Raw genomic sequence first — 22,517 nt, 5'->3', positions numbered from 1 at the left:
CTCTGCGCTCCGCGCATTAATCAACAAAGACAGCCTGATCCCAACCACTTTACATTTTTCAATTTACAAACAAAAGGACTAAAACCATGACTAAAATGCAAGAATCAAACACTTCAAACCCTATGGCAACAGGAAACATCCCCAAATTACTTGCACGATCTTCTTCTGGATCGTGATCATGCTGATCCCGCTGATCTTCCTGCTGCCGAATTTCTTCTCGAACAAAGTGTTCGCTGTTTTCCTGGCAGAACCGGTAAGCGATATCCTTGCCGCGGCTGTTACCACAATAACCTTTTTTACATTGTTTAACAAAATCCTCAAAAAAGAGGTCAGGTAAATCATTATGAAATCTATTTCCATCTATACCATCACCAGAAACCAGACGCTCGACAATCTTCAGAGACTGGAGCGTCAGTTATCGGGGAGGGGATATTTTCTTCGGATGAGAGAGTGGGAGATGGAGAGCATGAAGGCTCTGACAGAACATCTGGAAGTGCATATTCCTCAGATCTGCTCTCTTCGTTTTTTCTATTCTTTCCAGATTCCAAAACTTGGAAAGGAATTTGACCTTCTCCAAATCAAAAAAGACCAGATCGTAAATATCGAGTTAAAAAGTGGTGTAGTATCCGATGAGGCGATCTGCAAACAGCTTCTGCAGAACCGATATTATCTGTCTGTGCTTGGAAAGCCGCTCCATTCTTATACTTATATCAGCAACCAGAACCGGCTTGTCAAGCTGACAAAGCATGACCATATCATAGAGGCAGACTGGGAACATCTATGTACAATTCTCCAGAAGGAAAGTCCGGATTATGAGGGAGATATCGAGGATCTTTTTCAGGCAGAACTTTATCTGATCTCCCCGCTTACAGAACCTGCCCGTTTTCTTCGGAAAGAATATTTCCTGACTTCACAGCAGCGTGATATCGAACGGCAGATCCTCAAAAAGATCCGCACAGAACACACCGGCTATTACTGGTTCAACGGACTTCCAGGGACAGGCAAGACCCTGCTGCTCTATGACATTGCCATGAAACTGTCTGTCCGTCAGAGAGTCTGCATGATCCACTGCGGAGAAGCTGCCAGGGATTGGGAGATCCTGCATGAACGCCTGCAGAGGATCGATTTTCTCACCGACAAAGAGCTTGCTAATGAAAGGGAACCAGTCAGCTTTGATTCCTACAGCGCCATCCTGGTAGATGAAGCTCATCTGCTTTCCGCTCCAAAACTTGACATTCTTCTAAATGCAGTTAATCACCAGCCCGTGATCTTTTCCAGTGATTCCGAGGATATGATCTCTCCTGAGGAAATGGACCAGACCACTATTCAGAAGATAGAACGCCTGCCACAGATCCTGACCTTCCATCTGACTAACCGCATCCGCACCAATGCCGAACTTTCCTCCTTCATCCAGAATATGCTTCATCTGCCAAGGAAAAAAAGTTCCAGATACTATCCGCATATCGAAGTAGTCTGCGCCAACAATGAAAGCGAAACGCAAAACCTGCTTGACGGCTACATTCATCAGGGCTACCAGTACCGCCAGACCTCCACACCCGCAGACCTGAACACCGCCGCGGTCCGCGTCACCGACCGTCTCGTCACCGTTCTGGATGAACGTTATTATTACGACACAGAAGGATATCTTCGTTCATCTTTGCGAAACAACAGTGGCAGTTCCGACGTACGGACCCTTTTTCACCTTCTGAACCAGACAAAGGAAAACCTGTCACTTATCATAGAGAAAAATGAATCTGTGTATGAAATTCTTCTTGAGATTCTGCAGATGCACAGAAAATGATCTATCATTCAGACAAAGAGTGGAGTTTTAAAAGCTTCACTCTTTTTTTGCCTCTTATCCCAATCTTACAAGAATGTAAGTTGCATCCCGCCTCATCCCGCACTATACTGGATTTAATAACACAGAAACCAAAGGAGACAACATGAAACACATATTACTGGTCAAAGATGACTTAAGTATGTTAAATGGCTTATCCTTTGCCATTAAGAAACAGGGCTATGCTCTTGATATCGCCCGCACCAGAGATGGGCAGAAGCAGTTCATGTTTCTTACGGCAATGGATGAAGAAACCGATATGATCATGGGTCTGGATATCGGAGGGGATGATTATATTACCAAGCCGTTCAAACTGGCTGTTTTTTGTCCCGGATCAATGCTCTGCTTCGCCGGAGCGAGCACTTCCAGTATCTCAGGTATGGGGACTGAGCGGGATCACAAATACTCCGGTGTCCTGTAAACAGGCAGAGATCAACCATGTTACTATCTGCTCTTATGATGACTTTATCATGGGATGTAGCAAAAGCATGATCGTAAACGGTACACTTGCAGATACAAGCGGAAATAAAAACGAGATCATGACCATCTATAATAAAGACAATCCTCTTTGCCGCAGAAGGTGCCACCTATTCTAACAGCCTGCAAAGTGGAAGAAAAACTTGACGAACCTTAAACTTTCCCTTATAGTTGATAATTGATACAAAATTAAAAAATTAATTTAGGGGGAAGTACAAAAACGACATGTTATTTAATTCTTACATATTTATATTTGTTTTTCTTCCACTGACACTTGGTAGCTATTATGGACTGCATAAACTCGGAAAACCAGTCTTTGCAAAGGTTGCATTGATCCTCATGTCTTTCTGGTTTTATGGCTATTTCAATCCAAGTTATCTGTGGATCATGTGCAGCAGTATTGTTGTCAATTATCTGTTGTCTCAGCTTTTGCAGCGCAGATGGGGGGGCACAATATCGAAAGGACAGCTTGCACTTCTGAAAAAGGCACTGCTTGGTATTGGTCTGATATTCAATCTTGGTCTGATATTTTATTTCAAATACTATGATTTCTTCGTAGATAATCTGAATAAAGTTTTTTCCACGGACTTCCAGTTAAAGAATATCGTCCTGCCACTGGGTATCAGCTTTTTTACCTTCCAGCAGGTTTCTTACATGGTTGATTCTTACCGCGGAGAAACCAAAGAATACAATTTTACAGATTACACATTATTTGTAACCTTTTTCCCGCAGCTGATCGCGGGTCCGATCGTTCTGCATAACGAAGTCCTTCCACAGTTTGAGGACAAAAACAACTGGAAGATCAACTGGGACAATATAGCGCGCGGTTTGTATATGTTCGCAGCCGGTCTTGTCAAAAAAGCTGTGATCGCCGACACCTTAAGCGGATCTGTTTCATGGGGCTACAGCCACCTTGGCAGTGGACTTACATCCATGGATGCGATCCTTACAATGCTTGCCTACACTTTCCAGATTTATTTTGACTTCAGTGGATATTGTGATATGGCAACGGGTCTGGGATATATGTTTAATATCCATATCCCAATGAACTTTAATTCACCATACAAAGCGCTGTCTGTCGTAGATTTCTGGAAACGCTGGCATCTGACACTGACCAGATTCCTGCGAACCTATGTGTACTTTCCGCTTGGCGGAAGCCGTAGGGGAACTGTCCGGACTTATATAAATATCATCATTGTATTCCTTGTCAGTGGTCTCTGGCATGGTGCGAACTGGACCTTTATTTTCTGGGGATTTCTGCATGGAATAGGAAATGCACTTACCAGAATGTTCCGGAAACAGTGGGAGAGCATGCATGTAGTCCTTCAGTGGGCTTTTACTTTTCTGTTTGTAAATATAACATGGATCTTTTTTAGGGCTGATTCTATTTCTCAGGCATTTACATTTATCAAAAGAATCCTGAAATTCCAGAACCTCAATCTCCATGCTGCATTTTTACAGACTTTTCAGTTAAAGGAATTCTACTTGATTTACAGTCATATCCCCGTACTCAATAAAATCATGGCTTCCATCCGTGGTTCAGATGCCCTGATTCTGCTTGGCGGAATGTTGTTCCTGTGTCTTAATTTCAAAAACAATCAGGAGATGAATTTCCGTCCAACCACTAAAATGGCGGCAGTGACTGTACTCTGTCTGGTCTGGGGAATTTTTACCCTTTCCGGTGTATCAGAATTTCTCTACTTTAACTTTTAGGGAGCAATACTATGAACAGTAATAAATTTGTAAAAACTGTACTCGTGGGAACGGGCACACTCCTGATCCTCGCAGGTGGCATGACAGCAGTGATCGATCCTTTTTTTCACTATCATAAGCCTCTGAAACAGTTGGAATATCCTCTTGAGCGAGGAAAAGAACGATATCTGAATAACGGTATCATCCAGAATTTTGATTATGATGCTGCAATCACAGGCACTTCTATGATGCAGAATTTCAAGACTTCACAGTTTGATGACCTGTTTGGAACGCATTCTGTCAAGGTAACCCTTACTGGTGATACCTATTGGGCAATCGATGAAGAAATCCGTACTATATTTGACAATAAGTCTGATATTAAATATATTTTCCGCTGTCTGGATTATAATAAGATTTTTGATGACAAGTCCGATTACAATTATGACAATGTTCCAACTTATCTGTATGATAATAATATATGGAACGATGTCCAGTATCTTTTTAACAAAGATATCTTTATAGACAATACGCTTGGTGTTATCAAATACACACTTCATGGCGAAAAAACACCATCCATGGATGAATACAGTTCCTGGGCAGCAGATTATCCCGTCGGAACAGACTACGTACTCCAAACCTACTCTGTTCCAACAAAAATCGAAAAACAGAAGAAGTTTTCAGAAGATGATGCCAAAACTGTCCGTCATAATGTAGAGGCGAATGTTCTTGATATGGTAAAAGCTCATCCGGAAACTACGTTTTATTTCTATACGCCGCCATACAGTGCAGTCTGGTGGTATAAGCTTAAATGCTCCGGAAATCTGGAACGTTATTTTGAAGCAGAAAAGCTGCAGGCAGAACTGCTTATGGAGTATGATAATGTGAAGCTTTTTTCCTTTACGGATCTGTTTGAGCTTACCTGCGATCTTGATAATTACAAAGATGATACTCATTACAGTGAATCGATCAGCGAAAACATCATTAACTGGATTTATGATGACAAGGGACTCATGACTCCTCAAAACTATGAATCACGGATACAGAAAATGCTGAATTACTATCTTGATTACGATTATTCCCGTTCAGGAATCCCTCTGGTACAGGAAAATTGAATCCTTTTCTGTGCCACACTACAATATTAATGAAAATTTCACAAAAACTTGCAATTCTCTATTGAAATTTGATGCAAAATACACTATAATACAAACATATTAATTATCGTATTTGTTCAAAATTAATATCATATTGTGTCTAAGGAGGAAAACAGGATGGTTGAACTGATTGTAGGAAAGAAAGGCAAGGGCAAAACAAAAGTACTGTTAGACAAAGTGAACGGCGCAATTAAGGATGCAAATGGCAGCATTGTTTACTTAGACAAGAGCACGAAACACATGTATGAACTGAACAACAAGGTTCGTCTGATCGATGTTTCTGTATATCCGATCAAGAACGCCGATGAATTCGTTGGTTTCGTATGCGGAATCATTTCTCAGGACCACGATCTTGAGCAGGTATATCTCGACAGTTTCCTGACAACCGCTAAATTAGAGGGACAGGATGTTTCCAATACTCTGGAACAGCTTATCGCAGTTGGTGAGAAATTCAATGTAAAATTCATCATCAGCATGTCTCTTGACAAGGAAGAAGTTCCGGAAGCATTCCAGGATAAGATCGTGACTGCATTATAATTACGGTTTCATTAAATTTTACATAGGATATGGAGATGAGAAGAACTCTGCTGGCTGGCAGGGTTCTTTTTCTGCGCACCATTTTAGTTACCATAAGTATGATTATGTAATCTAAATAAATATTAAGATAAAACCGTTTGACATCCCCTGGTGAGCGGGTTATAATATGACCGTCAATAAAATTCAATTATACAAAGGCAGGTGAACAGAATGGAGAGTTGTGATTCTCACGGGCGAAGTAGTAACACAGGATCAAAGAGAGCAGCAGTTTGTGAGATGACACGTCACATTCTGTTTTAATTTATATTATTCTATTTTTCTCTTTTTTATCCTGTAAAATCCCTGAACACAATCTAACCAAATAGCGAAACGGAATTCAAATATCCGTTTAACAATGATACCAATTGACATGCTCTGAGAAAGACCATGCCTTGTTTTGGTGTGCTCTTTTTCGGAAACCACGAAAAAGGAGGAAAACAGGATGGAAAAAAGAACACAGGACTACACAAAAGAAATCCTTGAAGTGATCAGAAGCAATATATCTCCGGCAGTCCTTTCCAAGCGTCTGCAGGATTTCCACGAAAACGACATTGCAGATGTTTTGCCGGAGCTTTCTTCTGCAGAACGAAACAAGCTTTACCGGATCTTTGATCTTGATACTTTATCGGATATTCTGGAATACACTGATGAGGAGATGGCAGTCACTTATCTCGAAGAAATGAGCCTCAAGAAAGCTGCTGCGATCCTTTCCCGAACAGAAACAAACATATTAGCTGAAATCCTGCAGCATTTTGACAAAGAAAAAAGAAGACTTCTGATCGAGTTACTGGATGATGAAGCGAGACATGATATCGAGATGATCAATTCTTTCGATGAGGAAGAAATCGGAAGCCGGATGACCACCAACTATATCGTGATCCAGGATCATCTTTCTGTGAAGGAAGCCATGAGTTCCCTGGTATCCCAGGCAGCTCAGAATGACAATATCTCTACCATTTTTGTCGTAAACAGCAATCAGGAATTCTACGGTGCGATCGATCTGAAAGATCTGATCATCGCGCGCCAGGATCATCCGCTCAGTGAACTGATCGTCACTTCCTACCCGTATGTATACGGAACAGCCCTGATCGATGACTGTATGGAAGACCTCAAGGATTATTCCGAAGATTCCATTCCGGTCCTTGATAACGATAACCGCCTGATCGGTGTTATTACATCTGCAAACATCGTAGATCTCGTCGATGATGAGATGGGAGAGGACTATGCGAAACTGGCTGGTCTGACTGCTGAGGAGGATCTCAAGGAACCTCTCAAAGAAAGTATGAAGAAACGAATGCCATGGCTGATCGTCCTTCTTGGACTTGGCATGGTCGTTTCCTCTGTTGTCGGAATCTTTGAAAAGGTTGTGACCAATCTGCCGATCATCATGTGTTTCCAGTCGCTGATCCTGGATATGGCAGGTAATGTCGGAACCCAGTCACTGGCTGTAACGATCCGTGTACTGATGGATGAATCCCTCACCGGCAAACAGAAACTGGAACTTGTTTTTAAGGAAATGCGTATCGGTCTGTGCAACGGCGGTGTGCTTGGACTTATGTCCTTTGTGCTGATCGGATTGTATATCTGGTTATTTAAAGGCAAAACCCTTATCTTTGCCTTTGCGGTATCTGCCTGCATCGGTTCTTCCCTGCTGCTCGCAATGCTGATCTCCAGTGCCGTAGGAACCTGCATTCCGTTATTCTTCAAAAAGATCCACATCGACCCGGCAGTTGCTTCCGGTCCGCTCATCACTACAGTCAACGACCTTGTGGCTGTTATTTCCTATTATGGACTGAGCTGGATCTTTCTGATAGGAGCACTGCATCTGGCAGGATAGTCTTATAAAAAGAACATCTTTATGACAAAAACTTCAGGATCCCGAAGATCTGTCATAAAGATGTTCTTTTTATTTGCACATATAACAACGTACATAATGCAAGACATTACGGGCAGCAGGTATTAATCCTCGCGCAGCTTAACTGCCTTCGCCGCCTGGCGTCTTCTGGCATCGTCGATCGCTGCATAGTGTTTCTTGGTCGTATTTACGTCCTTGTGGCCAAGAACATCTGCAACAAGGTAAATATCACCTGTTTCCTGATACAAGGCCGTACCGTAGGTGCTGCGGAGCTTGTGAGGTGTGATCTTTTTGGTGGTCGTGATCTGCTGGGAATATTTCTTGACAAGATTCTCGATCGCCTGGACACCGATACGGCGGCGCTGGGCAGAGTAGAAGAGAGCGTGTTCATGGCCTTCCAGCGGAATGATATTCTCGCGGACTTCCAGATAACGTTTCAGAGCTTTTTCTACCTCCGGTCCGAAATATACAACCATTTCATTTCCACCTTTTCGGGTGACCTTTATTCCGTTATTCTTAAAATCCACATCTTCAATATCAAGTCCCACACATTCCGAAACTCGGATACCGGTTCCGAGAAGCAGAGTCACGATCGCCAGATCGCGTTCTTTGTTTTTCTCATAGTAGACACGTTTCTGACCGGTAAGCTGGTCGCCACAATGTTCTATATAATCAAGCAGGAGAGCAACCTCATCGGTATCAAGCCGGATGATGCTTTTGTCATGGATCTTTGGCACATCGATAAGTACGGTCGGATTTGTCTCGATCATTTCCCTTCTGTAATAATATGCATAAAAACTCCGAAGGGCAGAGATCTTTCGTTTGAGCCCACGTTCGCCGTTTGTTTCGGTTTTGTCACCAGCCTGGTAGACCTTGAGATATTCCTGATATTCCTCAAGATCCAGAGCCTTGATCTGATCCAGGACATCAACTGTAAAATCCGTCATTTTGTAATCCTTAAATGCCGGATTTTCATCAAGAAGAAACTGAAAGAAAATCCGGATATCGTAGGCATAGGAAATCCTGGTCTTGGTCGTAGTCGTCGTATCGATCGCACGAAAATAATCCCTGCAAAACGGCGGCAGCGTTGAGAGAACTTCACGCAGCCTTAAAATATTCTCGACATCTTTTTGTTCGTGATATGTTGTTTTTTTCTCCATAAAAATTTAACTCCTTAAAATCAAATCATTAGTAAATTCCGAAAAATACAGCTGACAGCAGTTATCTATATCTATACGACAAACCGTAGTTTTTCATATAGATCTATACAGATTCCAGCCATATCCCGGATTTTGCCTTTATTCCTCAAATTCAGCCGTTACCATAAATCCCCTTGGTGTGTGGTCGATCTTTTTGATCACGCCAGTTTTGGATTTAATTCGTTCGGAGTTTTTGTAACATCCGGACATTGCCACAGCCGGTTCTATGATGTAACTGTAATTCATATAGGACTGAAATTCTGAAATCTCTACGACATCGCCGACTTTGATCAGTCCCTGGCGTTCCATTTTAAATTGTTCCTGACGCATAAAAAATTCCTTCTTTCTGTTTATTCATTTTCCGGAAGATCTGCCTTTAATTTGACCATACTTCGGATACTTCTGGAGGTCTCATCTATATAATTACGCTTATAACGCTTCAGATTATCCGGTGTGATCCCCATTTCCTCTGCAACACCTTCCGTATCTGCTCCATATGCAAACATCGTATAAATGCAGGAATTCCGAAGTTGCTGAGCGCTGTAATTGTGAATCCCTGCTTTTGCCGTGTATTTCTTCAGTAGACGGCTGATATACATGGTATTGAGCTGATTTCCATATTTATTGTAAAACAGATATTCGTTCGATTCTCGTTCTGCCAGATACAGCTCCAGGATCCTGTAGACATCTTCCGGGATAAAATTTGCCTTGTCGCGTTTTGGCATAAATGCATAGGCTCCGTTGTTATATAGACGGATATTTTCCGGCTTCATGTCAATGATCTCTGTCGAGGAAAAGCCCATGCGGTAAAGCAAAATTATGATACAGTACGCCATATGATTTTCCTGTGCAGCTACAAGCAGCCGGTCAATGTCCTCCACAGGAACTGCATTTGCATACATGCTTACTTTTTGGACTTTTTTGACATAATCGGCAAAATGATTCGTATAATCATCTCTGATACCAAATTCCAGACGATTCTCATAGACGTAATTTGACAGGGAATTCAGTTCCCGGATCTTTTTGGCACAGGTACTTGGCGCAAGTGTTTTCTCTTCGATCTTTTTTTCAAGATTTCTGTAGAATCCCGCTACATCTTCTGCATGGATATCCAGGAAATCTTTCTTCGTAAATCGTGTAAATTCCAGGAAATCACTTTGATAGGATGCAATACTTTCTTCCTGAAACTGCCTGATAAATTGTTTCCATATGATCCTTGTCTTTTCACTGAATGGATAATCTTCCATCAAGAATGTTCCTCCTTTCCTGGTTGTGCGAAGCAGGTTTTGGGGTTTGTTAGGTGTTTTTATATACTATAACATATTTATAAGGAAACTGCAACTATAGCAGTTCCCCATCCTTAATTACCTGCTGCACGTTCAGTTCCTGATCCATCAGGACGATGTGCGCTTTTTTGCCTGCTCGGATGGAACCGTATTCAGCATCGATCCCAAGGCTTTTTGCCGGATTGATCGTGGCACAGGCAACTGCTGTTTCCAACGGGATATTCATGGTTTTAACCGCTGTTTTCATGCAGTCCATAAGATTCGTCACAGAACCTGCTATCGCCCCGTCTGAGGCCAGTGTAGCGCGGTTTCCGACTACGTTTACATCCAGCCCGCCCAAAGTATAGGAACCGTCCGGCATTCCTGCTGCACGCATACTGTCACTGATCAGGATCATGCGGTCCTCTCCCATCATTTCAAATGTCGCCCGAACTGCTGCCGGATGGATATGTACACCGTCACAGATGATCTCCGCCATCACATGCTTACTGTCATAAACAGCCCCGATCACACCCGGTGCGCGGTGCGTAAATGCAGGCATGGCATTGTAAAGATGAACCGCATGGTCTGCCCCTGCGTTAAAAGCCGCCATAGCCGTATCATAATCCGCATTTGTATGTGCCAGAGAAACATTTACCTTATCTTTGACCGCCTCAATAAAAGAAACCGCATTTTCGCTCTTCTCCGGCGCGATACCCATGAACTTCACCAGCCCCTCTGAAACTTCCAGAAAACGCTCGCAGACCTTCACATCACACGGAATGATATTTCTCTCATCCTGCGCGCCCTTCTTGGCAGGACTGATAAAAGGTCCCTCCATGTTGATGCCGACAAAATCCGCCTCTTTCTTACTGTGCGGACCTTTTTTGTATTCTGCTGCCACACGGAGGATCTGCTCCAGTTCCTCGACCGGAAGCGTCATCGTCGCCGGAGCGATCGCAGTCACCCCCACAGAAGCCTCATATTCCGCGATCCTAGCGATCGCATCCCTGCTGCCGTCGCAGAAGTCGTCTCCCTTGCATCCGTGGAAATGCAGGTCAATAAGCCCCGGTATCGCGTACATGCCTTTCCCGTCAAGGACCTCATCTTCTGTCTGAGGTCTCTTCCCCTCTGTATAAACCTGTTCGATCGTTCCGTTCTTTATGACGATCCCGCCGTCTGTAAACTTCTTATCCTCTGTAAAAACCTTCACATGATCAATAATCATTATTCCTGCCTCCCCATCTTCGGTATCTTATAAAATATGCTCATCCAGAAGGATCGTAAACGGTCCGTCATTGATAAGAGAAACCTTCATGTCTGCCCCAAAGCTTCCATGCTGTACGACCGGAACGCTCTTTGATGCTTCCTCGATCATATATTCATACAAAGCTTCCGCCTTGTCCGGTTCACCCGCCTCGATAAAGCTTGGTCTGTTTCCCTTCTTACAGTTTGCATAGAGCGTAAACTGCGAAACAAGAAGCAGTTCCCCGCTAACATCTTTGAGAGAAAGATTTGTCTTTCCATTCTCATCCTCAAAAATACGAAGTCCCAGCAGCTTCTTGAGGTATTTGTCTGCAATCTCCTTTGTGTCATCCTTTCCGACACCTACCAGCACCAGAAAGCCCCTGCCTATTTTGCCTATACTCTGTCCATCTACCTGTACTTCTGCCTGAAGTACTCTCTGTACAACCAGTCTCATAAAATTCTCCTGTTTTATCTTTATTTCCAAATATTATAGCACAAATCTGCTACTGACATCTTTCTTTTTTCGTTTTTTCTATCAATTTCGCATATACACGTTCTACAAACCATGGCTCTGTAGACTTCTTTAATGCTTCTTCCGGAGAAAACCAGGCTACTCCACTGTTTTCATCTGCTTTGATCGAAACTGCTTCCTCGCAGTCTGCTTCCAGAAGATACGTCACATTCAGGTGCAGATGGCTGGATACATACTTTCCCTTCTTGACATGCCCATCCACCGTAAGAGATTCCAGAGAAAAGATCTCCTCCGATACCGGGCGCACATACGAGATCCCCGCTTCTTCTTTTACCTCACGAAGCGCAACCGCAAGAAGATCCGTCTCTCCATCCGCATGTCCCCCAAGCCACGACCAGGAATCATAGATATTGTGATATACCATAAGTACCTTGCTCCGGTCTTTGTTCACTACCCAGGCAGAAGCCGTCATATGGGCAACGGTGTTTTCCCTTAAGAATGCGTTATCATTCTCCCTGATCCATTGTAAGATCAGAAATTTATCTGCTTCTTCCTGCTCATTAAACGGCTGATAGCGTTCTATCTGATTTATTAAATCCTGTCTTGTTATCATTGCATTCTTCTCCATTTTCCTCATTTATACGCACCAGAAGCAGATCTTCACTTTTTTTCCTTCGGATTTTAAAGCTCCGATCAGTTCCAGTGCCAGATTCTTTTTCTTTTCACGTTCAATATGAAGTGCTGTATAATTTTCATTCAGTGCATTTCCAAAGAAAAAATTGATCTCCGTAGCTTCGGCAAACAATATCCGAAACAGTTCTGCTGCCGCATCCTTCTTCTTGATGATCCGATTATAATACAGCCTGTCTTCGCTGAAATCCTCATAGTAATCGATCACCTTCTGTAAAGTCAGAAGTCCCTCCGTTACCAGGTCAATGCCTTTGATCTGCGACATGGCTGGAACTTCTTCTGTTCCGGTACCGGGAATCCCGGCTACCTCTTCTCCCAGATAATCCGCGACCAGCTTTGCCGTGGTCCCACCACATACGATGCGCATTCCCTCTTTTTCAAAAAAAGTCGTAAAATAACTGCGGTCATCCGCCCGGTCTGCCGGCGGCCCGACCATAATGTTCACTACGTTTTTCTTCATTCCTGTCAGAGTCAATACCGTAAGGTCATCATCCGTCTCATCCATATTCAGAGCCACACCCGCATCTGCAATGTCAGATGCCATCTCCTGTGCACTCATTCCCTTATGGTAACGCTGTTCACAGAATTTCAGTACTTCCTCCCTTCCCCAGCCGCCATAGGTGGTTTTGCCCATTCCGGCATTGGTGACACCGTCACTCATAAGTATCAGCATATCGCCTGTCCGAAACTGAAAATAACTCTGGTGGATCTCTTTTTCTCCGAACATTAGAATATCCCGATGATAATCCACACTTTTTCCATTACGAAGCAAAATAGCATCCGGATTATCGTACTGCAGAAGACAGATTCCATTCCCTTCTGACACTAATACAGTAAAAGTAGCATACGCCAGATTGCGTACACTGCAGATTGGAAGCGTATCTGCAACAGCTTTTACGGCTGTCCGGATGTCCATATTCCTTGCGATCATGATACTGAGCATTCTGGCAGTCAGCGTAGCCAGAATATTGGCCTTTACCCCGCTTCCCAATCCGTCAGAAAGCACCAGTACTGTCTGATCTGTATCTGTGATCACTGTATAATAGTCACCGCAGATCTTTTCTTTCTTCTTGTTGAGGCTGACCCTACCGAATCCTGTCGGAATATCTCCTATCGTTTGTATCGTCTCGTATTTCTTCTTTTCCATCCTACTTTATCTCCTGCAAAATGGTCTGCTTCAGCTCTTCAATAGCCACTTTGGTATCTGCTGCCGTTTCTCCCAGAAGACTGGCGATCTCATGCACGATCCGAAGCTGTTCCGCCGCCAGTTTATCTGCCATCTGAACTGCCTCTGCCTTGGCACGGTTCTGCTTCTTTTCGCTCTCCTTTTCTCTGGTCACATCTTTCATGATACATAAGATCAGTTTATTCTTCCGGTCATTTGTAAGAACACGTTCTATATAACGTTTCTGTTCATTCAGATAGATACAGTCCTGTACGATCTCCCGGTTAAAAGCGATCATATTTATGATCGGATAATCATCCATGATCTCGCCCACCGCTTTTCCAATGAGCTGCTTTTTTCTGGAAATATCAAACAGATCATTCGCCGCTTTGTTCATCTGTATGATATTAAGGGCATAATCTACCGTGACCAGAAGTCCCGGCATAGCCTCAATGATAATATTGGCGTAGTCTTCCTGTTTTTCTCTCATATAAGGAATGCACATAGATACTTCCGCTTTGCCCTGGATAACAGCGATCGCCTTTGCCCTGCAGGTGTCATAGCCGCAGGCGCCGCAGTTCAGTTCATCCTCTTTTGTATATTTGCCCATTTCGTGCATCACATGGGTAAACTGTTCTTTTGTGATCGCTTTTTCCGGATAGGTTTCCTCCTGCACAAATTTCCTTTCCGGAATCTCCGGCATCTGGATATGATGATCTTTCTGATAATCTACCTGACCGTTTTTCATGGAAAGCTCTCTGATCGCGATCAGCGCATCCAGCAGTTTCTTTTCCTGTTGCAAAGAATAAGCCCCGCCGATACATCCGTTTGTACAGGCGTTCATTTCTATGAAATAATCTGCATAATCTCCTGTCCTCAGTTCCTTTAAGATTTCCTTGCACTGATCTATTCCATCTACCGACAGGTACTTCTGTCCGTTTATCGGCTGCATTGCCTGTATCAGACCTCCGCTGACCGCGGTCATTCTTGAAAGATATACGTCTTTTTGATCCTCTCGTTCTGGTTTTTCCTGGATATCCTTCATCCAGTTATTCAGCTCTCCAAATGTAATTACATAATCCGCGCATGACTGGCGCTCTTTCAGTTCTGACATTACAGAAATACACGGGCTGATGTATACGATAGATGCGTCTGGATATTGCTCTCTTAAATATGCTGCATGCATCTGCTTCATAGAATAAACCGGAGCCAGATATTCTGTCAGATGAGGATATTTCGTCTCGATCAGCCGCACCACCACCGGACAGTTCGATGAGATCACCAGTTTTTTCTGCTGTTGTTCCCGCAGAAGCCTGGTATATTCTTCCTTCATCACAGCTGCTCCCTGCGCCGCGTCAAATGCTTGCCAGAAACCCATTTTTTGCAGATATTTTTCCAGATCACCAATACTGTTCCAGCCATATCTTGCAAGATAAGCAGGATGTACAGACGCGATCACCTTTTTGCCGGACGCAATCACTCTTTGGATAGCCGGGATATCGTCGTGTTCTACCTTTGCGTGCTGAGGACAGACAGCGATACATTTCTCGCAGAGAATACATTGTTCTTCAATGATCTGTGCCTGCTGATTTGTGACCCTGATCGCCTTTACGGGACAGTTGCGGATACATTTATAACAGTTTTTACAATTGGCTGTACGAAACTGCAGGATCGATGTGTGGCTCATAGTGTTCCTCCCCTAAGCTAAAGTCCCCTGACACACTGCCAGAGGACTTCTTTGCTGAAACTTTTATTTATTTTTGCTCTCGTCAAAGATCTTGATCGCTTCTATGATCGTTCTGACGCTGTTCTCGATACCGAGCTTGCTACTGTCGATGCAGAGATTATAGCTCTTGGCTGCTCCCCATTTCTTGTTGGTGTAGTAGTTATAGTAGCTTGCCCTGCTCTTATCGGTCTTGGTGATCATGTCCTTGGCTTCTTTTGGAGATTTGTTGTGTTTGGCTGCAAGACGGTTGATCCGCCAGTCAAGATCTGCATGTACAAATACACTAAAGCAGTCCTTCCAGTCTGCCAGCGCATAATCTGCACAGCGGCCTACCATAACACACGGACCCTCATCTGCCAGTTTCTTGATCGCATCAAACTGTGCAAGGAAGATCTTGTGGTTCATCGGCATATCCGAAAATCCTGCGGAAGAATATCCAAAAGAATAGGTATCCATGACCAGAGAATACAGAAAACTGTTGGTCGGTTTCTCATCATGATTCTCAAACAGTTCCTTGCAGATACCACTGTCATTTGCGGCATGCTCCAGAAGTTCCTTATCGTAACATTTGATCCCGAAATATTTGGCGATCTCCTGACCGATCTGTCTTCCTCCACTTCCATATTCACGTCCGATTGTGATGATTGAACTTGTACTATTCATAAGCTGTGCACTCCCTTCTGCAAAAACTATAGAAGTATTATACATTATTTTTTCTGAAAATGCCAACAATTTATAATTATTTTACAATTTTCCTGAAATCAGACCAACAATTTGCCAGAAAAGTCTCTTGATTCTTTACTTACGCAATTTATCGAGAAGTTTCTCGAAATACTCCGGAAGCGGTGCCGTAAATTCCAGATATTTCCCCGTCACCGGATGACGGAATCCCAGGATCATTGCATGAAGTGCCTGTCCCTGGAGATGATATGGATTTTTGGACGATCCATACACCGTATCGCCGAGAAGCGGATAGCCAAGGCTTGCCATATGCACACGGATCTGGTGCGTACGTCCCGTTTCCAGGCGGCACTCGATATACGTCGCATTGCCGAAACGTTCCAGGACCTTATAATGTGTCACAGCTTCCTTGCCGTTCTTATGATTGATCGCCATTTTTTTGCGGTCGATCGGATGTCTTCCTACCGGAGCATCAACAGTTCCCTCATCTTCTTTGATGTTCCCCTGCACGATAGCACGGTATCTTCGTTTGATACTGTGCTCCTTGAGCTGCTCTGCAAGGTCTCTGTGGGCTCCGTCCTCCTTGCAGATAAGAAGTGCCCCTGTTGTATCCTTGTCGATCCTGTGCACGATTCCGGGGCGCAGAACGCCATTGATCCCGGAGAGATGCTCACCGCAGTGCGCCATGACTGCATTGACCAGAGTTCCCTCCATATGTCCGGCACTTGGATGCACGACCATATCCTTTGGCTTATTTACCACCATCAGCCATTCATCCTCATACAGGATATCAAGAGGGATCTCTTCCGGTTTGATATCGAGCGGCTGCATATCCGGCACCTGAAGTGCCACCTCGTCACCCGCCTGCGTCTTATAATTTGCCTTTACTACTTTGCCATTTACAGAAACCATCTGGTCTTTGAGAAGTTTCTGCAAATAAGATCTGGAAAAGTCCAGGCATACATCCGCAAGATAGCGGTCAATACGGATGCCGGCTTTTTCCACATCCACTTTAAAATTTATTGTTTCCATAGATTATTTATCCTTTATCTTTGAACTCAGGAATTCAAAGTCTTCATCCTTGTATTTAAAGACTACCAGAAGCACCAGCACGATCCCGCCGCATACCACATAGATATCCGCAATATTAAACACAGGAAAATCGATCAGGGAAAAATAGATAAAATCCACCACATATCCTCGGAACAGCCGGTCAATAAAGTTCCCTGCTGCCCCGCCAAACAATACTGCTCCTGTGAGCAGCAGTGGCAGATAATATCTGTTCTTCGGTATCCTGACAAAGACCCAGATCAGTGCAATGCAGAATATCACACACATGCCGCCAAATAAAAACTGTCTGCCTTCCAGCATGCCAAATGCCATGCCGCGGTTCTCTACATAAGCAAGTTCCAGTACACCTGGTATCAGTGAGATACTACTGTGATCCTTCAGGTGCAAAAGAGCTTCATGCTTCGCAACCTGATCCAGCAAGATCAGTACAAGGATCAGTCCGCTACATAGAATTGTAGTCCTTCCTGTGTCAAACGTATCCTGTTTTTTCATTTAAGGATCTCCCTGATTCCCTCCAGCAATTCCTCATCACTTACAGAACGGTCAATAAAACTGTTTCCTATTCCCTTCATCAGCACAAATTTGATCTGTCCCTGTTCCATCTTCTTGTCCTTTTTGGTGACCACAAGGACTGCTGCCTCGTCAAGACCTTCTGCACTGACAGGAAGCTCATAAAGAAGACAGCCTTCTCTGATCCTGTTATATTCTTCTTCTGTGAGGAGCTCTCTCTTCCAGGAAATATAAGCAGCAGCCACAAGTCCGATCGCAACGCACTGTCCGTGCAGCAGCTGGAAATCCTTGAGCTTCTCCACTGCATGTCCTACAGTATGACCAAGATTCAGAAGTGCACGTTCTCCCTGTTCCTTCGGATCACGCTCTACAACACCGGCCTTGATCTCACAGCAGCGGCGGATCATTTTTGCCAGGGCAGCAGTATCGAGGGCACGGATCGCCTCATGGTTTGCAAGCACATATTCATAAAAATCCGCATCACAGATCAGACCTGTCTTAAGTACTTCACCCATTCCGCAGGCAAACTCTACCGGTGGGAGGGATTTCAGTGTATTCATGTTCATATAGACAAGGCGCGGCTGATGAAAAGCTCCGACCATGTTTTTGTACTGGTCAAGGTCCACACCTGTCTTGCCGCCTACACTGCTGTCCACCTGAGAGAGAAGTGTTGTCGGGATCTGGATAAAGTCAATGCCTCGGAGATACGTCGCTGCTCCAAATCCGGAGAGATCGCCTACCACACCGCCGCCAAGCGCAACCACAAGACTCTTGCGGTCAAGCTGATTCTCGATCAATGCCTTGTATAACTGCTGCACCGTATTCAGGTTCTTGTTTCTCTCACCTGCCTCAAAGACAAAGACAGAGACTCTGGATGCAACCTGCGTAAGAACACGCTTTACTTCCTCTGCATAAAGAGGTTCCACATGGGTGTCTGTCACAATACAGAGATTACGTCCTTCCAGTCCCTCTGTACAGATCGCGTCTGCAAGTCTGTCAAATCCCTCTTCAAAATAGATCGGATAATAAAAATCTCCATTTCTTTTTACCTGTAAAATTTCTTCTGCCATGTCTGCCTCCTCTGTGATTTACTGATAACGGCGCAGCTTCACACTGTTCCGTCCCTTTTTTGTCTGCCGGGAAACTCCGTCAAAGATGAAACGTCCCTTTCCGCGGACTGATATGATATCCCCTTCCTTCGGCTCATAGCCATTGGAAGTGATGAGTTTGCCATTTACAAAAACCTGCCCGTTCTCGATAAAAGAAACCATGCTGCTTCTGGAAGCCTGAAAAGCAAGTGCGATCAGCGCATCCAGACGTACCGAAGAACAGGTTCCTGTGACAAGTGCAAACTGTGGTTCCGGATAATGCTCCGGGTTATCCACAACAGAAACCTTCACCGCAGTATGACGGATCCGGTCAAGATTATCCACAAGAAAATCTGCGATCTTGTTGTGGCAGAAGATCCAGGCCGTATGTTCCTGGATCAGAATATCCCCGATCACGGAACGCTCGATCCCAAGGTTTAAGACTGCCCCCAGATAATCCCTGTGGCCCAGGTCCTCTGAAAATTTCCTGGCCTTCGATTCAACCTTAAGACAGGTGATCGGATATTCCCAGGTAAAAGCAAGAGCATCAGGATGAAACGCTATCATCTGACGCTCTGCTTGCTCATAACCGCCGAAGCATTCCGTCACTACACCAGGAATCTGATTCTTTCGGTTGTTTACGATATTTTGTTCGTTTAAATTAAGGAAATCCGAAAATGTGACAATATCTCTCCGATAAGAAAGATTTGCCAGTTCCCGGATTCTCTTAATGAAAAATTCTTCTTTTTCCATTGTGCATTAATAACCTGCTCTTACAGAAGGAGTAGAAGTGCTTCCAAGAATATTCTGAAGGTCACCTGTGATATCTACACCTTCTGGTCCAAGGATAAAGATATAGCTGGATACTTTCTGAAGGCTTCCACCGAGGGAATAACATGCACCTGATGTAAAATCAATGATCCTCTGTGCAAGTTCTACATCAATCCCTTCCAGATTCAGAACAACTGTAGATTTCTCAACGAGAGTATCTGCGATCTCACGTGTATCCTCCATAGAAGACGGTTTGATGACACAGACTTCCATATTTACAGGAAGACTGGATCTTCTGCTGCTTCTCATTGGTGTGATCTTGGAAGAAGTACGTACTGGCTTGTCCTGCTTTGGTGCAGAAGTGGTTTTAAAGGTCTGCTTCGGTGCAGGCTGCTTCACCTCTGCCTTTACTGGCTCTTCTTCCTCATCTTCTTCGTCCTCGTCAAAAAAATCATTCTCTTCTTTCTTTTTGCCGAATTTCTGGAAGAATTTCTTTACCGGTTTCTCTTCATCGTCCTCGTCGTCAAGGAAATCCTCATCGTCCTCGTCAAGAAGTCCTTCATCAAGGAAGTCATCCTCCTCATATTCATCATTCAGCTTTACAACGTCCAAAAGTTTATCTAAAACGCCCATTTCAATCTCCAATCTTATTTGTCCTGTGCCTGTTTTGAGTAATCTCGCTCGCCAAATATTCCAGTTCCAACACGCACCATTGTAGCGCCTTCCTGCACAGCAACCTGATAATCCCCAGTCATACCCATGCTTAAAACACTCATAGTAACATTATTAATGTTTTTGGCCGCAATGTCAACACTTAATTTTTTTAATTGACGGAAAATCGGTCGATTTTCTTCTGGATTTTGTACATAAGGCGCAATTGTCATAAGCCCCTGTATCTTTATATGCGGAAACTTCGCGATAGATTCCACCAGAGGAAGAACTTCTTCTGTTTTAAGTCCAAATTTCGTCTCCTCCTGTGCGACATTGACTTCCAGAAGGATCGGAACGCAGACATCATGCTTTGCAGCTTCCTGTTCAATTGTCTGTGCCAGCCTGAGAGAATCCACAGAATGGATCAGAGCAACTTTGTCCACGATATATTTCACTTTATTTCTCTGAAGATGTCCGATCATATGCCACTGGATATCCTTTGGCAGCTGCGGATATTTGTCCGTGATCTCCTGTACTTTATTTTCTCCGAATACTCTCGCACCTGCATCATATGCTTCCTGAAGCATATGAACCGGCTTCGTCTTGCTGACTGCGATCAACGTTACTTCCTTTGGATCGCGTCCTGCTGCCTCGCATGCTGCTTTAATATTTTCTCTGACCTGATTCAGATTCTCTGTTACCATAATATCAGCCTCCTTAGCTTATACAACTTTTAATATAAAATTTCCTGCTCATCTACCTTATCGGCATTTCTGACAATATGATCATATCTGGAAAGCCCGTAACGAGTCTCTCTGGATATAACTGCGTATTCCTCATTCTGATCCAGGATCTGAATCCGTCGGAAAACAGCATATCCCTGATTGATACAATATGTACCTTCCAGAACTCCAACCTCTCTTATCACATATTTACTCTGATTCTCTGTGTCGACTGCCACATCTCCCTCTTTGAAATTACTCATATCAATATAATAGATACTTCCCGGAGACTCCTCTTCTTCTGTACTTTCCAGTTCATCTTCTCCGTAAACAGTCGCCTTGACAAACTTCTGTGTCGTATTTCCATTTTTGTCCGTGCTCTGAATCATAATTCCTGATTCCTGATCTTTATTCACTGTCAGGTATGCAGAAGGAATCTTATAAAATTCCTTTGTTACAATCGAAGACAACGGGATCTTAAGTCCTGTAACCGTGTTAGTTACCAACTCAATCTCAAGAAAGCGGTCTGCCGCGTAACGGATCAGACCTTTGTTAAAATCTATTTTTCCATATTTTGCTTTGTCAATTTCCACAATACTGAAATCTCCGCTCTGTGTCATTCCATCTTTCATAAATTTGACACGAACAGAAGTACGATCCTTCAGTTTTGCTGCCTGCTTGCCGCTGAGCGGTATCAAAAGACTCCACCGCTCATCCGTTACCAGCGTGTACATATTGTCACCCGCATTAACTGTTCCCTGGTTCTTAAGATCTGTCTCATGATATGCAGTCTGGTCAAAGTCCTCTGCTGTAAGGTTTTCCAGGCTTTTTCCTTCATATCCGTCGACAGAATACAGCACAATCCCGTCCGTATCTGCCTTGCTCAGTGTCTGACCGGCATAAGATGCTGTCGAAACTGCCGGCACACTGTCTGCACTTTCATCAGAAGAATCTGATGATGCAGAAGAAACCGTCGCAGTACTACTTCCCGGGGCCTGTGCATACTGAAGGATATCTCCCTCCAGTTCATATTTAAAACTATATGTACTGTTGAACCTGCTGGAATTAAATCCTTTGGAAAAGCTGAGCATATTACTGCGAATCTGTGAAAGCTGCTCTGCACTCAGTTCCGATGTGGTTTCTGAAGGCTGTGTACTGCTGATGCCATAAACAGCTCCGCTGGCATTGATCTTACTTCCCTCTCTTGCATAATAACTCACATATCCACTGGTCTCTGCCTGGTGAACAGACTCTTCGCGAAGTGCAAGCCCTGTATAAGTTTCATTTCTTGACAGAGGTCCTGAAATGACCAGATAAGATTCAATATTCGTAGAAGTCAGATACAGCACAGCACTGAACAACATATAAATCAAAAGACACCCAAATAACATAGTGCCTATATTCAACCCAAAGATCTTTCGAATCTTCGAAAGAGAACCTGGATGATTACCGGAATTTTTCTGATTATCAGGCACAAAAAATGCCTCCTTTATATCAATCTTTGTATTTTGCATCCATCATTGTACCATTTTCATCCTGCAATGACAAGAAAAAGCAGATAATTTCTTGATCTGTCAGGAAATCTCGAACGTATTTTCCGAATATCTGTTTGCTATTTTGTCCAGACTGTGCTATAATAAATTTGTGTATAGTAAAGTATCGTGAACCTG

General features: G+C 43.7%; 22 protein-coding genes and 2 pseudogenes. 8 read left to right on the top strand and 16 right to left on the bottom strand.

Annotated features, from left to right (window positions below):
• Nucleotides 1–172: 172 nt before the first annotated feature.
• From DXC01_RS21285 to mgtE, 8 genes and pseudogenes are all read left to right on the top strand, one after another.
• Nucleotides 173–337, top strand: a pseudogene (locus tag DXC01_RS21285) (MATE family efflux transporter); the annotation flags it as partial.
• A gap of 6 nt (nucleotides 338–343) precedes the next feature.
• Nucleotides 344–1,801, top strand: a complete 1,458-nt coding sequence (locus DXC01_RS10565; protein ID WP_118698866.1) for a DNA/RNA helicase domain-containing protein — start codon at nucleotides 344–346, stop codon at nucleotides 1,799–1,801.
• Nucleotides 1,802–1,943: 142 nt separating this feature from the next.
• Nucleotides 1,944–2,203 (top strand): annotated as a pseudogene (locus DXC01_RS10560) (response regulator transcription factor); the annotation flags it as partial.
• Between the two features lie 44 nt (nucleotides 2,204–2,247).
• Nucleotides 2,248–2,433: a hypothetical protein gene (locus DXC01_RS10555; protein ID WP_118698865.1), complete on the top strand. Its 186-nt coding sequence runs from the start codon at nucleotides 2,248–2,250 to the stop codon at nucleotides 2,431–2,433.
• 106 nt (nucleotides 2,434–2,539) lie between these two features.
• The gene (locus DXC01_RS10550; protein ID WP_118698864.1) at nucleotides 2,540–4,027 is read left to right on the top strand and encodes an MBOAT family O-acyltransferase; all 1,488 of its coding nucleotides are present in this window, start codon (nucleotides 2,540–2,542) and stop codon (nucleotides 4,025–4,027) included.
• Between the two features lie 11 nt (nucleotides 4,028–4,038).
• Nucleotides 4,039–5,118, top strand: a complete 1,080-nt coding sequence (locus DXC01_RS10545) for a hypothetical protein (protein ID WP_118698863.1) — start codon at nucleotides 4,039–4,041, stop codon at nucleotides 5,116–5,118.
• Nucleotides 5,119–5,274: 156 nt separating this feature from the next.
• Complete coding sequence (locus DXC01_RS10540) at nucleotides 5,275–5,694, top strand: hypothetical protein (protein WP_022215005.1); 420 nt, start codon at nucleotides 5,275–5,277, stop codon at nucleotides 5,692–5,694.
• A gap of 481 nt (nucleotides 5,695–6,175) precedes the next feature.
• On the top strand, nucleotides 6,176–7,570 hold the full coding sequence (mgtE, locus tag DXC01_RS10535; protein ID WP_022215006.1) for a magnesium transporter: 1,395 nt from the start codon (nucleotides 6,176–6,178) through the stop codon (nucleotides 7,568–7,570).
• Between the two features lie 122 nt (nucleotides 7,571–7,692).
• Here the strand turns inward: mgtE and DXC01_RS10530 are convergent, their stop codons facing one another.
• The 16 genes from DXC01_RS10530 to DXC01_RS10455 all read right to left on the bottom strand — a co-directional run bounded on the left by DXC01_RS10530 (nucleotide 7,693) and on the right by DXC01_RS10455 (nucleotide 22,322).
• Complete coding sequence (locus DXC01_RS10530; protein ID WP_022215007.1) at nucleotides 7,693–8,748, bottom strand: tyrosine-type recombinase/integrase; 1,056 nt, start codon at nucleotides 8,746–8,748, stop codon at nucleotides 7,693–7,695.
• 138 nt (nucleotides 8,749–8,886) lie between these two features.
• The gene (locus DXC01_RS10525) at nucleotides 8,887–9,117 is read right to left on the bottom strand and encodes a hypothetical protein (protein WP_022215008.1); all 231 of its coding nucleotides are present in this window, start codon (nucleotides 9,115–9,117) and stop codon (nucleotides 8,887–8,889) included.
• A gap of 20 nt (nucleotides 9,118–9,137) precedes the next feature.
• Nucleotides 9,138–10,034 (bottom strand): tyrosine-type recombinase/integrase, encoded by an 897-nt coding sequence (locus DXC01_RS10520; RefSeq protein WP_022215009.1) that lies wholly within the window; start codon nucleotides 10,032–10,034, stop codon nucleotides 9,138–9,140.
• 94 nt (nucleotides 10,035–10,128) lie between these two features.
• Nucleotides 10,129–11,280: an N-acetylglucosamine-6-phosphate deacetylase gene (gene nagA, locus DXC01_RS10515; protein WP_118698862.1), complete on the bottom strand. Its 1,152-nt coding sequence runs from the start codon at nucleotides 11,278–11,280 to the stop codon at nucleotides 10,129–10,131.
• 27 nt (nucleotides 11,281–11,307) lie between these two features.
• Nucleotides 11,308–11,754, bottom strand: a complete 447-nt coding sequence (gene dtd, locus DXC01_RS10510) for a D-aminoacyl-tRNA deacylase (protein ID WP_022215011.1) — start codon at nucleotides 11,752–11,754, stop codon at nucleotides 11,308–11,310.
• 49 nt (nucleotides 11,755–11,803) lie between these two features.
• Nucleotides 11,804–12,385: an NUDIX hydrolase gene (locus DXC01_RS10505; RefSeq protein WP_118698885.1), complete on the bottom strand. Its 582-nt coding sequence runs from the start codon at nucleotides 12,383–12,385 to the stop codon at nucleotides 11,804–11,806.
• A 24-nt stretch (nucleotides 12,386–12,409) separates the two neighbouring features.
• Nucleotides 12,410–13,609 carry a SpoIIE family protein phosphatase gene (locus DXC01_RS10500; protein WP_118698861.1) on the bottom strand — a complete coding sequence of 400 codons (1,200 nt, stop codon included), beginning with the start codon at nucleotides 13,607–13,609 and terminating at the stop codon, nucleotides 12,410–12,412.
• A 1-nt stretch (nucleotide 13,610) separates the two neighbouring features.
• Nucleotides 13,611–15,314: a [Fe-Fe] hydrogenase large subunit C-terminal domain-containing protein gene (locus DXC01_RS10495; RefSeq protein WP_118698860.1), complete on the bottom strand. Its 1,704-nt coding sequence runs from the start codon at nucleotides 15,312–15,314 to the stop codon at nucleotides 13,611–13,613.
• Nucleotides 15,315–15,377: 63 nt separating this feature from the next.
• Nucleotides 15,378–16,016: a cytidylate kinase-like family protein gene (locus DXC01_RS10490; protein WP_022215015.1), complete on the bottom strand. Its 639-nt coding sequence runs from the start codon at nucleotides 16,014–16,016 to the stop codon at nucleotides 15,378–15,380.
• A 135-nt stretch (nucleotides 16,017–16,151) separates the two neighbouring features.
• Nucleotides 16,152–17,066, bottom strand: coding sequence for an RluA family pseudouridine synthase (locus DXC01_RS10485; protein ID WP_118698859.1), 915 nt, complete (start codon nucleotides 17,064–17,066; stop codon nucleotides 16,152–16,154).
• A 3-nt stretch (nucleotides 17,067–17,069) separates the two neighbouring features.
• The gene (gene lspA / locus DXC01_RS10480; protein ID WP_022215017.1) at nucleotides 17,070–17,597 is read right to left on the bottom strand and encodes a signal peptidase II; all 528 of its coding nucleotides are present in this window, start codon (nucleotides 17,595–17,597) and stop codon (nucleotides 17,070–17,072) included.
• Nucleotides 17,594–18,685, bottom strand: a complete 1,092-nt coding sequence (aroB, locus tag DXC01_RS10475; RefSeq protein ID WP_118698858.1) for a 3-dehydroquinate synthase — start codon at nucleotides 18,683–18,685, stop codon at nucleotides 17,594–17,596. Before aroB ends, lspA begins: the two co-directional genes overlap by 4 nt.
• Before the next feature lie 18 nt (nucleotides 18,686–18,703).
• The gene (locus DXC01_RS10470) at nucleotides 18,704–19,456 is read right to left on the bottom strand and encodes a YlmH family RNA-binding protein (RefSeq protein WP_118698857.1); all 753 of its coding nucleotides are present in this window, start codon (nucleotides 19,454–19,456) and stop codon (nucleotides 18,704–18,706) included.
• Between the two features lie 6 nt (nucleotides 19,457–19,462).
• Nucleotides 19,463–20,107, bottom strand: coding sequence for a cell division protein SepF (locus tag DXC01_RS10465; protein ID WP_022215020.1), 645 nt, complete (start codon nucleotides 20,105–20,107; stop codon nucleotides 19,463–19,465).
• A 14-nt stretch (nucleotides 20,108–20,121) separates the two neighbouring features.
• Nucleotides 20,122–20,829 (bottom strand): YggS family pyridoxal phosphate-dependent enzyme, encoded by a 708-nt coding sequence (locus DXC01_RS10460; RefSeq protein ID WP_022215021.1) that lies wholly within the window; start codon nucleotides 20,827–20,829, stop codon nucleotides 20,122–20,124.
• 29 nt (nucleotides 20,830–20,858) lie between these two features.
• Nucleotides 20,859–22,322: an HlyD family efflux transporter periplasmic adaptor subunit gene (locus DXC01_RS10455; RefSeq protein ID WP_243111596.1), complete on the bottom strand. Its 1,464-nt coding sequence runs from the start codon at nucleotides 22,320–22,322 to the stop codon at nucleotides 20,859–20,861.
• Nucleotides 22,323–22,517 lie beyond the last annotated feature (195 nt).

Source organism: Blautia sp. OM07-19, assembly GCF_003481595.1.
Taxonomy (GTDB): domain Bacteria; phylum Bacillota; class Clostridia; order Lachnospirales; family Lachnospiraceae; genus Blautia_A; species Blautia_A intestinihominis.
Note: the sequence above shows the minus strand (reverse complement) of the source record. Positions and strands in the feature narration are given on the sequence as shown.

Excerpts from the sequence above, each read along its gene's own strand:
- DXC01_RS10545 (WP_118698863.1), top strand. The coding sequence starts at position 4,039 with ATGAACAGTAATAAATTTGTAAAAACTGTACTCGTGGGAACGGGCACA.
- DXC01_RS10540 (WP_022215005.1), top strand. The coding sequence starts at position 5,275 with ATGGTTGAACTGATTGTAGGAAAGAAAGGCAAGGGCAAAACAAAAGTA.
- dtd (WP_022215011.1), bottom strand. The coding sequence starts at position 11,754 with ATGAGACTGGTTGTACAGAGAGTACTTCAGGCAGAAGTACAGGTAGAT.
- aroB (WP_118698858.1), bottom strand. The coding sequence starts at position 18,685 with ATGGCAGAAGAAATTTTACAGGTAAAAAGAAATGGAGATTTTTATTAT.
- DXC01_RS10520 (WP_022215009.1), bottom strand. The coding sequence starts at position 10,034 with ATGGAAGATTATCCATTCAGTGAAAAGACAAGGATCATATGGAAACAA.
- DXC01_RS10460 (WP_022215021.1), bottom strand. The coding sequence starts at position 20,829 with ATGGTAACAGAGAATCTGAATCAGGTCAGAGAAAATATTAAAGCAGCA.
- DXC01_RS10465 (WP_022215020.1), bottom strand. The coding sequence starts at position 20,107 with ATGGGCGTTTTAGATAAACTTTTGGACGTTGTAAAGCTGAATGATGAA.
- DXC01_RS10490 (WP_022215015.1), bottom strand. The coding sequence starts at position 16,016 with ATGAATAGTACAAGTTCAATCATCACAATCGGACGTGAATATGGAAGT.
- DXC01_RS10565 (WP_118698866.1), top strand. The coding sequence starts at position 344 with ATGAAATCTATTTCCATCTATACCATCACCAGAAACCAGACGCTCGAC.
- DXC01_RS10505 (WP_118698885.1), bottom strand. The coding sequence starts at position 12,385 with ATGATAACAAGACAGGATTTAATAAATCAGATAGAACGCTATCAGCCG.
- DXC01_RS10550 (WP_118698864.1), top strand. The coding sequence starts at position 2,540 with ATGTTATTTAATTCTTACATATTTATATTTGTTTTTCTTCCACTGACA.
- lspA (WP_022215017.1), bottom strand. The coding sequence starts at position 17,597 with ATGAAAAAACAGGATACGTTTGACACAGGAAGGACTACAATTCTATGT.
- DXC01_RS10495 (WP_118698860.1), bottom strand. The coding sequence starts at position 15,314 with ATGAGCCACACATCGATCCTGCAGTTTCGTACAGCCAATTGTAAAAAC.
- DXC01_RS10525 (WP_022215008.1), bottom strand. The coding sequence starts at position 9,117 with ATGCGTCAGGAACAATTTAAAATGGAACGCCAGGGACTGATCAAAGTC.
- nagA (WP_118698862.1), bottom strand. The coding sequence starts at position 11,280 with ATGATTATTGATCATGTGAAGGTTTTTACAGAGGATAAGAAGTTTACA.
- DXC01_RS10530 (WP_022215007.1), bottom strand. The coding sequence starts at position 8,748 with ATGGAGAAAAAAACAACATATCACGAACAAAAAGATGTCGAGAATATT.
- DXC01_RS10485 (WP_118698859.1), bottom strand. The coding sequence starts at position 17,066 with ATGGAAACAATAAATTTTAAAGTGGATGTGGAAAAAGCCGGCATCCGT.
- mgtE (WP_022215006.1), top strand. The coding sequence starts at position 6,176 with ATGGAAAAAAGAACACAGGACTACACAAAAGAAATCCTTGAAGTGATC.
- DXC01_RS10470 (WP_118698857.1), bottom strand. The coding sequence starts at position 19,456 with ATGGAAAAAGAAGAATTTTTCATTAAGAGAATCCGGGAACTGGCAAAT.
- DXC01_RS10500 (WP_118698861.1), bottom strand. The coding sequence starts at position 13,609 with ATGGAAAAGAAGAAATACGAGACGATACAAACGATAGGAGATATTCCG.